Annotated in this window: 13 protein-coding genes; all 13 read left to right on the forward strand. The window is 68.9% G+C overall.

Annotated elements, in window-relative coordinates; translation table 11 throughout:
- Positions 1-38 precede the first annotated feature (38 nt).
- Complete coding sequence (gene rpsD / locus QRN26_RS17705; RefSeq protein ID WP_056005806.1) at positions 39-668, forward strand: 30S ribosomal protein S4; 630 nt, start codon at positions 39-41, stop codon at positions 666-668.
- A 159-nt stretch (positions 669-827) separates the two neighbouring features.
- Positions 828-1,061, forward strand: a complete 234-nt coding sequence (locus QRN26_RS17710) for a hypothetical protein (RefSeq protein WP_056005804.1) — start codon at positions 828-830, stop codon at positions 1,059-1,061.
- A 71-nt stretch (positions 1,062-1,132) separates the two neighbouring features.
- Positions 1,133-3,787 carry an alanine--tRNA ligase gene (gene alaS / locus QRN26_RS17715; protein WP_056005802.1) on the forward strand — a complete coding sequence of 885 codons (2,655 nt, stop codon included), beginning with the start codon at positions 1,133-1,135 and terminating at the stop codon, positions 3,785-3,787.
- A 1-nt stretch (position 3,788) separates the two neighbouring features.
- Positions 3,789-4,256, forward strand: a complete 468-nt coding sequence (ruvX, locus tag QRN26_RS17720) for a Holliday junction resolvase RuvX (protein WP_157580136.1) — start codon at positions 3,789-3,791, stop codon at positions 4,254-4,256.
- Between the two features lie 112 nt (positions 4,257-4,368).
- Positions 4,369-5,901, forward strand: coding sequence for an endolytic transglycosylase MltG (gene mltG / locus QRN26_RS17725; protein WP_285037750.1), 1,533 nt, complete (start codon positions 4,369-4,371; stop codon positions 5,899-5,901).
- 65 nt (positions 5,902-5,966) lie between these two features.
- Positions 5,967-6,827: a shikimate dehydrogenase gene (locus QRN26_RS17730; RefSeq protein ID WP_235522537.1), complete on the forward strand. Its 861-nt coding sequence runs from the start codon at positions 5,967-5,969 to the stop codon at positions 6,825-6,827.
- A gap of 75 nt (positions 6,828-6,902) precedes the next feature.
- The gene (aroC, locus tag QRN26_RS17735) at positions 6,903-8,117 is read left to right on the forward strand and encodes a chorismate synthase (protein WP_285037751.1); all 1,215 of its coding nucleotides are present in this window, start codon (positions 6,903-6,905) and stop codon (positions 8,115-8,117) included.
- A complete protein-coding gene (locus QRN26_RS17740; RefSeq protein WP_056005793.1) occupies positions 8,110-8,628 on the forward strand; it encodes a shikimate kinase in 519 nt (172 codons plus the stop codon). Before aroC ends, QRN26_RS17740 begins: the two co-directional genes overlap by 8 nt.
- Positions 8,625-9,722 carry a 3-dehydroquinate synthase gene (gene aroB, locus QRN26_RS17745; RefSeq protein ID WP_056005790.1) on the forward strand — a complete coding sequence of 366 codons (1,098 nt, stop codon included), beginning with the start codon at positions 8,625-8,627 and terminating at the stop codon, positions 9,720-9,722. Before QRN26_RS17740 ends, aroB begins: the two co-directional genes overlap by 4 nt.
- Positions 9,723-9,774: 52 nt before the next feature.
- Positions 9,775-10,218, forward strand: coding sequence for a type II 3-dehydroquinate dehydratase (locus tag QRN26_RS17750; protein WP_285037752.1), 444 nt, complete (start codon positions 9,775-9,777; stop codon positions 10,216-10,218).
- Between the two features lie 116 nt (positions 10,219-10,334).
- Complete coding sequence (gene efp / locus QRN26_RS17755; protein ID WP_056005785.1) at positions 10,335-10,898, forward strand: elongation factor P; 564 nt, start codon at positions 10,335-10,337, stop codon at positions 10,896-10,898.
- Positions 10,895-11,311, forward strand: a complete 417-nt coding sequence (nusB, locus tag QRN26_RS17760) for a transcription antitermination factor NusB (RefSeq protein WP_056005782.1) — start codon at positions 10,895-10,897, stop codon at positions 11,309-11,311. Before efp ends, nusB begins: the two co-directional genes overlap by 4 nt.
- Positions 11,308-11,724 (forward strand): VOC family protein, encoded by a 417-nt coding sequence (locus QRN26_RS17765; RefSeq protein WP_235522536.1) that lies wholly within the window; start codon positions 11,308-11,310, stop codon positions 11,722-11,724. Before nusB ends, QRN26_RS17765 begins: the two co-directional genes overlap by 4 nt.
- The last annotated feature ends 12 nt before the right edge of the window (positions 11,725-11,736 follow it).

Here is an 11,736-nt window from a genome sequence, read left to right on the forward strand (position 1 = left end):
CGGTCATTCATCGTTTGAGACTTCATTGAAAGGAAACCGTGTCTACCAAGTCACGTACCCGCAGCAAGACCCGCCTCTCGCGGGCCCTCGGCATCGCCCTCACCCCGAAGGCTGCCAAGTACCTCGAGAAGCGTCCCTACGCTCCCGGTGAGCACGGCCGCACCAAGCGCAAGGCCGACAGCGACTACGCGGTCCGTCTGCGCGAGAAGCAGCGTCTGCGCGCCCAGTACGGCATCCGCGAGGCCCAGCTCAAGATCGCCTTCCAGGAAGCGCGTCGCACCCAGGGCCTGACCGGTGAGAACCTCGTCGAGATCCTCGAGACGCGTCTCGACGCGCTCGTCCTCCGCGCCGGCTTCGCCCGCACCACGGCTCAGGCCCGCCAGATGGTCGTGCACCGTCACATCATGGTCGACGGCCAGCTCGTCGACCGCCCGTCGTTCCGTGTGAAGCCGGGTCAGCTCATCCACGTCAAGCCGCGCTCCGAGGGCACCGAGCCCTTCCAGGTCGCTGCAGCCGGCGGCCACGTCGACGTCCTTCCGAAGGTGCCCTCGTACCTCTCGGTCGAGCTCGACAAGCTCCAGGCACGGCTCGAGCGTCGCCCCAAGCGCGCCGAGATCCCCGTGACCTGCGAGGTCCAGCTCGTCGTCGAGTACTACGCAGCCCGCTAGGACTGCGGCCCGGTCCCGGGCGAACCACGAAGAGGCATCGGCTCCGGCCGGTGCCTCTTCGTCGTTCACCGACGCCATCCGGTTCCAGGGCTCGACTACGATGGTTGCTTGGCACGCCCGAGCACACCCGGGTGATCGCACCGCAGATGAGGAGTCCCCATGAAGAACGTGTTCTGGCTGATCGTCGGTATCGGCGCCGGCTTCGTCGTCGCCCACGAGATCAACAAGACACAGTCCGGCAAGCGGTTCTTCTCCGAGCTCGACTCCCGCATCAGGGAGTTCACCGACACCGTCGGCGACGCCTACAAGGAGCGCGAGGCGCAGTTGCGCGACTCGGCGGAGACCGTCGTCTCCCGCGTCGAGGACGCTGCCGAAGGCCTCACCAAGCCGTGACGGTCCGCCCACCCGGGCACCGCCGCTGCTGCACGAACATCGACACGCACACCCCCTGACGTACGGACACCATGGACACCGCTGACATCCGCTCCCGCTGGCTCACCTTCTTCGGCGATCGGGGGCACACCGTCGTCCCCTCCGCCTCGCTCGTCAGCGACGACCCGTCGTTGCTCTTCACGGTCGCGGGCATGGTGCCGTTCGTGCCGTACCTCACCGGGGTCGTCCCAGCGCCGTTCGATCGTGCGACGAGTGTCCAGAAGTGCATCAGGACCAACGACATCGAAGAGGTCGGCAAGACCCCTCGTCACGGCACCTTCTTCCAGATGAACGGCAACTTCTCCTTCGGCGACTACTTCAAGGAGGGGGCGATCACCTACGCCTGGGAGCTCCTGACCGGCAGTGAGTCGAGCGGCGGCCTCGCCTTCGACGAGAAGGACCTCTGGGTCACCGTCTACAAGGACGACGACGAGGCGATCGACCTGTGGAAGCGGGTCGCGGGCCTGCCGGAGCACCGGATCCAGCGTCTCGACAAGGACACCAACTACTGGTCGACCGGCCAGCCCGGTCCCGCAGGACCCTGCTCCGAGATCTTCTTCGACCGTGGCCCGAAGTACGGCATCGACGGTGGTCCCGCGACGGACGACGACCGCTACGTCGAGATCTGGAACCTCGTCTTCATGCAGTACCTGATCGAGAACGTGCGCGGCAAGGTCGACTTCGACATCGTCGGTGAGCTCCCGAAGAAGAACATCGACACCGGGATGGGTCTCGAGCGCGTCGCCTTCCTCAAGCAGGGCGTCGAGAACATGTACGAGATCGACCAGGTCCGGCCCGTGCTCGACCGCGCGGCGGAGTTGAGCGGCCGTCGATACGGCGCGGATCACGACGACGACGTCCGCATGCGGGTCATCGCCGACCACGTGCGCTCCTCGCTCATGCTCATGAGCGACGGGATCACCCCGTCGAACGAAGGCCGCGGGTACATCCTCCGGCGCCTCATGCGTCGGACCGTCCGTGCCATGCGCCTCCTCGGTGTCGACACGGCCACCTTCCCCGAGCTCTTCTCCGCCTCTCGCGACGCCATGAAGGCGGCCTACCCCGAGGTGGAGGCCGACTTCGGCCGCATCTCGCAGAGCGCCTACGCCGAGGAGGAGACCTTCCTCCGCACACTGGCCAGCGGCACGACCATCCTCGACCTCGCCCTCGAGAAGACGAAAGAGTCCGGTCAGCCGGCACTCGCCGGGGATTCGGCCTTCCTCCTCCACGACACCTACGGGTTCCCGATCGACCTGACGCTCGAGATCGCGGAGGAGGCGGGTCTCTCCGTCGACCGCGGCGCGTTCGACTCCCTCATGACGGCACAGCGCCAGCGCGCGAAGGCCGACGCGAAGGCGAAGAAGAGCGTCCTCGCCGACCTCTCCGTGTACAGCGACATCCGCGCCAAGGGTGAGACGGTGTTCACCGGGTACACCGAGCTCGAGACCGAGAGTCGCATCCTCGGGATCATCGTCGACGGACACCCCGTCCAGCGTGCGGTCGCCGGAGACATCGCCGAGGTGATCCTCGCGGAGACCTCCCTCTACGCCGAGTCCGGCGGTCAGGAAGCCGACCAGGGTGTGATCGTCGGTCCCGGGTTCGAGCTCGAGGTCCTCGACGTCCAGAAGCCCGTGAAGGGCCTCATCGCGCACAAGGTGCAGGTGAGCCAGGGCGAGGTCGGTCTCGACGCCCCGGCGACCACGGTCGTCGACGCGAGCTACCGGCGCGGGGCGCAGCAGGCGCACTCGGGGACGCACATCATCCACGCCGCCCTGCGGCAGGTCCTCGGTTCCAGCGCACACCAGTCCGGCTCGTCGAACAAGGCCGGCTACCTGCGGCTCGACTTCACGTGGAACCAGCCGCTCTCACCGGCGACGAAGACGGAGATCGAGGAGATCTCGAACAACGCGATCCGCGACAACCTGCAGGTGTCCACCCGCGAGATGGCGTTGGACGACGCGAAGGCGCTCGGAGCCATGGCGCTCTTCGGCGAGAAGTACGGCGAAACGGTCCGGGTCGTCGACATCGGCGGCCCCTGGTCTCGCGAACTCTGCGCGGGGACGCACGTCGACTCCAGTGCTGAGATCGGGCTCATCAGCTTGATCAGCGAGTCCTCGGTCGGTTCGACGAACCGTCGTGTCGAGTCCCTCGTCGGGTTGGAGGCCTTCCGTGACCTCACCGCTGAGCGGGCACTCGTGTCGCAGCTCTCCGGCAGCTTGAAGACCCCGAAGGAGCAGCTGCCGGAGCGGATCTCCGAGCTCGTCGCGAATCTCAAGGCCGCTGAGAAGAAGATCGCGGCCTTCGAAGCCCGCGGCCTGAGCGAACGCCTCCCGGCGCTCGTGCAGACCGCGCACCAGGTCGGAGCGGTGTCGCTCGTGGCCGAGCACCTCGGCGAGCTCGGTTCGCCGAACGACGTCCGCACGCTGGTCACGCAGCTCCGGGAGCGCCTCGGAACGGCTCCTGCCGTCGTCGCGCTCGGCGCCGTCGTCGCCGGGAAGCCGGCGATCGTGGTGGCGACCAACCAGGGTGCTCGCGACGCAGGGCTCAAGGCGGGGGCGCTCGTGCGGGTCGCCGCCGGCGTGCTCGGCGGCAACGGTGGCGGCAAGGACGACATGGCGCAGGGTGGCGGCGTCGACGCCGCCGCGCTGGGCGATGCGCTCGCGGCCGTCGCCCGCGAGATCGGCTGACGTGGAGGCGTTCCGCCGGGGCGTCCGCCTCGGCGTCGACGTCGGGAAGGCGCGGGTCGGGGTCGCGCGGAGCGACCCCGACGGTCTGCTCGCCACCCCCGTGGAGACGGTTCAGCGCGACCTCGGAGGCGACGCCGACCTCAGGGCGATCGCTGCGATCGCGACGGAGCTCGGCGCGGTCGAGCTGGTCGTCGGGCTTCCCATCGCACTGTCGGGCAAGGACACCGCGTCCACGCAGGACGCCCGGGAGTTCGCGGCGAGACTGGTGGCCCTGACGGGAGTCCCAGGCCGATTGGTCGACGAGCGGTTGACGACGGTGACCGCGCACAGCGCCTTGCGCTCGGCTGGGAAACGGCAGAAGCAGACGCGTTCGATTGTCGATCAAGTGGCGGCCGTCATACTCTTGCAGTACGCCCTCGACGCCGAACGCGGTTCGGGGCGTCCCCCCGGAACCCCCGTCGACCCGTGAACAGGACGTGCCTGTGTCGAATCTGACACCTCAGAACAGCCCAGAAGACGACCCGCTGGCGGACCTTTTCACGTCCGAGCGGAACGCCGCGGGCCCCGAGCAGCCGGCACCGTTGTCCCGTCGAGAGGCCCGCCAGCGACGCGAAGCGGCTGCCGCCTCATCGGCGCCGGCCGACCAGGGTGACCTCACCGAGGCTGCGGGCCGCGAGGCCGCAGAGGCACCGGGCGGAGCGAACCAGAGCGCCTCCGCTGCGAACCCAGGCCCCACGGCCCCCTCCGCGACGGCGGCCACCACGCCGCTCGATCGAGTGCCGTCCGAATCGTCCGACGCCTCGCCGGCCGCCGCGTCGTCGCCCACCTCGACCGCCGCCGGCCCGGAATCGGTCGACGCCGAATCATCCGAGCCCCGTTCGCTCATCGAAGAGCCGTCGCCAAAGCCGGCCAGGACGACCACCATCCCCGCGTTCGAGGACCTGCTCGCCGAGGACGACTCCGCCGACGAGGCCGGAGCGCAGCCCATCCACCGAGGGCGACGCCGCTCGCTCGCCGGCGGCGAGCCGCCCAAGCGGCGCCGCGGCCGTCGCGGACTCATCGCCCTCATCGTGTCGATCGTCGTCGTCGGCGGTCTCGCGGCCTGCGCCGCGGTCGTCTGGACGAGCTACGAGCCGCAGATCCGGAAGGTGCTCGGTTGGGAGGAGCCCAACGACTTCGAAGGCGCCGGGAGCGGCGAGGTCGTCGTGATGATCAATGAGGGCGACATCGGAGAGGACATCGCGACGAACCTGCACGACGCTGGTGTCACGAAGTCGTTCGACGCCTTCTACGACCTCCTCCTCGCGCAGCCGACCCAGCCGGAGTTCTTCCCCGGGGCGTACAAGCTGAAGCTCAAGATGAGCGCCGAAACCGCCCTCGCGGCGCTGACCGATGAAGCGAACCGTATGGAGGACACCTTCGTGATCCCCGAGGGGACCGCCGAGCAGGACGCCCTGCCGTCCATCGCCGAGGGGACCGGCATCCCACTGGAGGAGCTGCAGGCCGCGGCCGCCGACGTCGCGTCGTTCGGCCTGCCCGCCGAGGCGACCTCCCTCGAGGGCTTCCTGTTCCCGGCCACGTACAGCCTCCCGGACGGCGGCGATGCGCACGCGGTCCTGCAGACCCTTGTGAACCGGTCGTTCCAGGCCCTCGACGACGCCGGCGTGAAGCCGGAGGACCGCTGGAAGACGATCGTCCTCGCCTCGCTCATCCAGAAGGAGGCCGGCCTCCGCGACGACTACTACAAGGTCTCGCGGGTCTTCCTCAACCGTCTCGACCCGTCCCAGTGGGAGAGCGGCCTGTTGCAGTCCGACGCGACGGTGGCCTACGGCACGGGGAACACGCACCGCGTCTCGACCACGGACGCCGAGCGCGAGGACGCCTCGAACCCCTACAACACCTACGTCCACCCGGGGATGGTCGTCCGACCGATCTCCAACCCGGGCGACCTGGCGATCGACGCGGCGTTGCACCCGGCGGAGGGTCCCTGGCTCTACTTCGTCACCTGGAACCTCGACTCCGGCGAGACCATCTTCTCGACTACCCAGGAGGAGCACGAGGCAGCGGTCGACAAGTGGTTGTCCTGGATGGACGAACACCCCGAGTACCAGTAGCCGTGCAGGACACCATGCGGGGAACGGAACCGGCTGACGGACCTGCAGTCCGAACACGCCTGGCCGTGCTCGGGTCGCCGATCGAGCACTCCAAGTCACCGGCCCTGCACACGGCCGCCTACCGGGTGCTCGGCCTGGACTGGAGCTACGGTCGGCACGAGCTCGACGCCGCCCGGCTCGACGCCTTCTTGGACGACCTCGGTCCGGCGTGGCGCGGCCTCTCCCTGACCATGCCGTTGAAGCATCGCGCGCTCGAACTCGTCGACCACGCCGACCGTGCAGCCCACGAGACGGGGGCCGTCAACACCGTTCGCATCGGGTACACCGCGGACGGCGCTCGACGGGTGGAGGGCTTCAACACCGACGTCGGCGGGATCGTGCGGGCGATCGGCGCGGCGGGTGTCGACGTGGTCACGGGCGCCGTCGTGCTCGGCGGGGGAGCGACGGCAGCCTCCGCGATCATGGCGGTGGCCGAGCTCGGCGCGCAGGAGGTGCACGTGGCACTCCGCACGCCGGCGCAGGCGCAGCCGCTCCAGACGCTGGCCGAGCACCTGGGGCTGCGATTCGGTTCAGGACCGATCGACGGCCGAGTGCCCGATGCGCCGCTCGTCATCAGCACGCTCCCTGGCGGCGCGCTCACCGAACCGGGTCCCGTGCTGACCCTGGCACCCGGCGGACTGCTGCTCGACGTCGCGTACGATCCCTGGCCCAGTGCGCTCGCGACGGCCTGGTCGGCGGCCGGAGGGTCCGTCCTCAGCGGCTTGTCGATGCTCGTCCATCAGGCACTGCTGCAGGTGCGGATCTTCGTGCACGGCGATCCCTCGGTCCCGCTCGACGAGGAGCCGGCGGTCCTCGGCGCCATGCTCGCAGCCGTCGACCTGGACGCGACGGGGACACCGGTCGACGGATCTCACCCTCAGAGATGACCGAACGGGCCACGATCGGCCGGCGTCCGGTTCGCCGCGCACCGGCGGGTCCCGGCTCTGTGGAAGGATAGGTCCATGCTTCGTTGGCTCACTGCCGGAGAGTCTCACGGCCCGGAACTCATCGCCGTCCTCGAGGGACTCCCGTCCGGCGTCCCCATCTCCATGGACGGCATCCGTGCCGACCTCGCCCGCCGCAAGCTCGGCTACGGCCGCGGCTCCCGCATGAAGTTCGAGGCGGACGAGCTGCACCTCTCGGGTGGCGTCCGACACGGCTTCTCGATGGGCAGCCCGGTCGCGATCCGCGTCGGCAACACCGAGTGGCCGAAGTGGGAAGAGGTGATGAGCCCCGAGCCGACCGAGGTCTCCGAGAAGTCCCGCGGTCGCAGCGCAGCGCTCACCCGTCCTCGCCCCGGTCACGCCGATCTCACCGGCATGCAGAAGTACGGCTTCGACGAGGCCCGCCCCGTCCTCGAGCGCGCGAGCGCTCGGGAGACCGCCGCTCGCGTCGCCCTCGGCGCCGTCGCGCGGTCCTTCCTCGCGGAACTCGGGATCAGGCTTGTCAGCCACACCCTGTCGATCGGCCCCGTCCGCGTGCCGGAGGACGCCCGGCTCCCGCTCCCGTCCGACGTCGACGCACTCGACGCCGATCCGCTGCGCTGCTTCGACGCCGCCACGTCCGAGCGGATGGTCGCCGAGGTCGACGCGGCCAAGAAGGACGGCGACACCCTCGGTGGCATCGTCGAGGTCCTGGCCTACGGTCTCCCGCCGGGCCTCGGCTCGTACGTGCACTGGGATCGTCGGCTCGACGCCCGGCTCGCGGCCGCGCTCATGGGCATCCAGGCCATCAAGGGCGTCGAGGTCGGCGACGGCTTCCTCACCACGACACGCCGTGGCTCGGCGGCACACGACGAACTCGTCCAGGAGGCCGACGGCATCGCGCGTCAGAGCGATCGCGCCGGTGGCACCGAGGGCGGCATGACGACGGGCACGGTCCTCCGTGTCCGCGCCGGTATGAAGCCCATCGCGACGGTCCCGCGCTCGCTCCGGACGGTCGACGTCGCGACGAGCGAGGCCGCGACCGCCCACCACCAGCGGTCCGACGTCTGTGCGGTGCCAGCCTCGGGCGTCGTGGCCGAGGCCATGGTCGCCCTCGTCCTCGCCGAGGCGGTGCTGGAGAAGTTCGGCGGCGACTCGGTCACCGAGACGAAGCGCAACCTCGACGGATACCTCGCGGCGATCCCGTCGAACCTGCGCACGCGAGGCGATCACGCCTCCGGCGCCGATGCCTGATCAGGCCGACGGGCTCCGGCTCCCGGTCGTCCTGATCGGACCGATGGGCTCGGGGAAGAGCCGCGTCGGCAAGCAGCTCGCGAAACGCCTCGGGCTCCCGTTCGTCGACACCGACAACGTCGTCTCCGGCGAGCACGGCCCCATTGCACGGATGTTCGAGCAGCACGGTGAAGCGCACTTCCGTGCCCTCGAGCGCGAGGCGGTCGCGGCGGCGCTCGCACAGCCGGCGATCGTGTCACTCGGCGGAGGAGCAGTCCTCGACGAGGACACACAGCGTGAGCTCTCCGATGCTCGGGTCGTGCTGCTCACCGTGACCGAGCAGGCCGTGCTGGCACGGGCCAACCTCGACAAACGGCCGCTCCTCCGCGACGATCCCGGTGCCTGGTCACGCATCGCCGCAGCACGCCGCCCCCTCTACGAACGACTCGCGGATGTCACCTTCGACACCTCGCACCGACCCATCTCAGGCATCGTCGACGAGCTCGTCGCCTGGGTGAAGGAGCCTGCATGAGCACCGAACCGACCACCTCGCCCGAGCGCACCGTCATCGAGGTCACGGGCTCCGCACCGTACTCGATCACGATCGGTCGCGGGCTCGAGGACACGATCGTCGACGCACTGGGCACGGGCGTGCAGCGGGTCCTCATCGTGCACCCGTCGACACTGGGGGAGAAGGCCTCGAAGCTGCGCGAGTCCCTCAGCGACCGCTACCAGGTGCTCCTTGCCGAGGTGCCCGACGCCGAAGCCGGCAAGCGCGTCGAGGTCGCCGCGTTCTGTTGGGGCGTGCTCGGGCAGGCCGATTTCACGCGATCCGACGCGGTCATCGGTTTCGGCGGTGGCGCGGTCACCGACCTCGCCGGCTTCGTGGCGGCCACCTGGCTGCGCGGCGTCCGACTCGTGCAGCTCCCGACGACGGTCCTCGGCATGGTCGATGCGGCGGTCGGCGGGAAGACGGGCATCAACACCGCCGAGGGCAAGAACCTCGTCGGCGCCTTCTACGCACCCGCTGCCGTGATCGCGGACCTCGACACCCTCGACACACTGCCGAAGAACGAGATCCTCGCGGGCTTCGCGGAGGTCGCGAAGGCCGGGTTCATCCGCTACCCCGAGATCCTCGACCTCATCGAGGCGGACGTCGACGCGGCCACCGATCCGACGACCCCGGCCTTCCGCCGATGCATCGAGCTCGCCATCCGGATGAAGGCCGACGTCGTCAGCGAGGACTTCACCGAACAGGGGCTCCGCGAGATCCTCAACTACGGCCACACCCTGGGTCACGCGATCGAGCACGCCGAGCGCTACCAGTGGCGGCACGGCGCCGCCGTCGCCATCGGCATGATGTACGTCGCGGAGCTGTCCCGTCTCGCGGGTCGGTTGTCTGACGAGGTCGTCGACCGCCACCGCCGTGTCCTGGAGTCGCTCAGCCTGCCGACCGCATATCCCGTCGGTCGCTGGAACACCCTCCTCGCCACCATGCAGCGCGACAAGAAGACCCGTGGGTCGATGTTGCGGTTCATCGTGCTCGACGACCTGGCCAAGCCGACCGTCCTGCAGGGCCCCGAGACCTCGCTGCTGTTCGCCGCCTACCAGGAGATCGGCTCCTGATCGACGCCAACGCGCGCCGCGAGCGCTCGTCCGGAACGGATACCCTCGACACATGACCACCGTGCTCGTCCTCAACGGACCGAACCTCGGACGCCTCGGCAGCCGCGAACCCGACGTCTACGGCTCGGCCGACCTCGATGCACTGCGCACGCTGCTCGAGGGAGAGGCGGGTACCGGGACACGGATCGACCTCCGCCAGACGGACGACGAGGGCGAACTCATCGGCTGGCTCCACGAGGCTGTGGATTCACGGACACCCGTGATCCTGAATCCCGCAGCGTTCACGCATTACAGCTACGGCCTCCGGGATGCCGCGGCCATGGTCACCAAAGCGGGTCTCATCCTCGTCGAGGTGCACCTGTCGAATCCGCACACCCGGGAGACGTTCCGACACACGAGCGTCATCTCGGCGGTCGCGACCGGGGTCATCGCCGGATTCGGTTTCGACTCCTACCGTCTCGCACTCGACCTCGTCGTGCGGCGGACCACCGCCTGACGACCGACACGACCCGGAACGCCACGGCCGCGTTGGTCAGCGGTCCTCCCAGCGGTTACACTCGTTCGTTGGGTCGTATCCGGCCGCACACTTTCCACGAACGGACATTCTCGCGCATGGCTTCTACCGCTGACATCAAGAACGGCATCGTCCTGAACATCGACGGGCAGCTCTGGACGGTGATCGAGTTCCAGCACGTCAAGCCGGGCAAGGGTGGCGCGTTCGTCCGCACCAAGATGAAGAACATCATGACCGGCAAGGTCGTCGACAAGACGTACAACGCGGGCACGAAGATCGACGTCGAGAACGTCGACCGCCGCGACTTCACCTACCTGTACGCGGACGGCGACTCCTTCGTGTTCATGGACAAGAGCGACTACGACCAGATCACGATCCCGGCCGTCGTCGTGGGCGACACCAAGAACTTCCTCCTGGAGAACCAGGACGTCACGGTCGCCCTGAACAACGGCAACCCGCTGTACGTCGAGCTCCCCGCCTCGGTCATCCTCGAGGTCACCTACACGGAGCCCGGCCTCCAGGGCGACCGCTCGACCGGTGGCACGAAGCCGGCGACCGTCGAGACCGGCTACGAGATCCAGGTCCCGCTCTTCCTCGAGACCGGCACCAAGGTCAAGGTCGACACCCGCACCGGTGACTACCTCGGTCGCGTCAACGAGTGAGCGCTCGGACCAAGGCGCGGAAACGCGCCCTCGATCTGCTGTACCAGGCCGACGTCCGTCAGCAGACCCTCGCCGAGGTCCTCTCGGCTGAGGCAGCACGTGCGGTCAGCGAACCCGACCGCCAGGCCTCCTGGCTGTACGCCCGTGAGATCGTCGACGGCGTCGGCGACCACGCCGAGGAGATCGACGAGCAGATCGAGACGTACGCCCAGGGTTGGACCCTCGCGCGGATGCCGACGGTCGACCGCGCCATCCTCCGGATCGCCATCTGGGAGATCCTGTTCAACGACGAGGTGCCGCACGGCGTCGCCATCGACGAGGCGGTCGAGGCGGCCAAGACGCTGTCGACCGACGACTCGGCGGGGTTCATCAACGGGCTCCTCGGCAAGATCTCGCAGATCAACCCGCGATGACCATGGGCGACGAGACCGGCCCGGCCCTGCCGCTGAAGCGCGTGCATCACATCGCGATCATCGCCAGCGACTACGAGCGGTCGAAGCGCTTCTACACCTCGGTGCTCGGCTGCGAGCTGATCACCGAGGTGTACCGCGCGGAGCGCGACTCCTGGATGGGCGACCTCGCCCTGAACGGCGAGTACCTCATCGAGCTGTTCTCCTTCCCGGACCCGCCGGCGCGCGCATCGGGGCCCGAAGCGCTCGGTCTCAGGCACCTGGCGTTCGCGGTCGACGACGTCGACGCCGGCCACGCCCGTCTGGTCGAACTGGGCGTCCGGGTCGAAGACGTCCGGATCGACCCGCACACCTCCCGGAAGATGCTGTTCTTCTTCGATCCCGACGGTCTCCCGTTGGAGCTCTACGAGGCCTGATCCGGCTGCTAG

Origin of the sequence: Plantibacter sp. ME-Dv--P-095, from assembly GCF_030209365.1 — a bacterium.
In the GTDB taxonomy this organism is placed as follows: Bacteria; Actinomycetota; Actinomycetes; order Actinomycetales; family Microbacteriaceae; genus Plantibacter.

Coding starts and splice junctions, on each gene's coding strand:
- QRN26_RS17710 (WP_056005804.1), top strand. CDS start 828: ATGAAGAACGTGTTCTGGCTGATCGTCGGTATCGGCGCCGGCTTCGTC.
- alaS (WP_056005802.1), top strand. CDS start 1,133: ATGGACACCGCTGACATCCGCTCCCGCTGGCTCACCTTCTTCGGCGAT.
- aroC (WP_285037751.1), top strand. CDS start 6,903: ATGCTTCGTTGGCTCACTGCCGGAGAGTCTCACGGCCCGGAACTCATC.
- QRN26_RS17740 (WP_056005793.1), top strand. CDS start 8,110: ATGCCTGATCAGGCCGACGGGCTCCGGCTCCCGGTCGTCCTGATCGGA.
- aroB (WP_056005790.1), top strand. CDS start 8,625: ATGAGCACCGAACCGACCACCTCGCCCGAGCGCACCGTCATCGAGGTC.
- QRN26_RS17750 (WP_285037752.1), top strand. CDS start 9,775: ATGACCACCGTGCTCGTCCTCAACGGACCGAACCTCGGACGCCTCGGC.
- efp (WP_056005785.1), top strand. CDS start 10,335: ATGGCTTCTACCGCTGACATCAAGAACGGCATCGTCCTGAACATCGAC.
- QRN26_RS17765 (WP_235522536.1), top strand. CDS start 11,308: ATGACCATGGGCGACGAGACCGGCCCGGCCCTGCCGCTGAAGCGCGTG.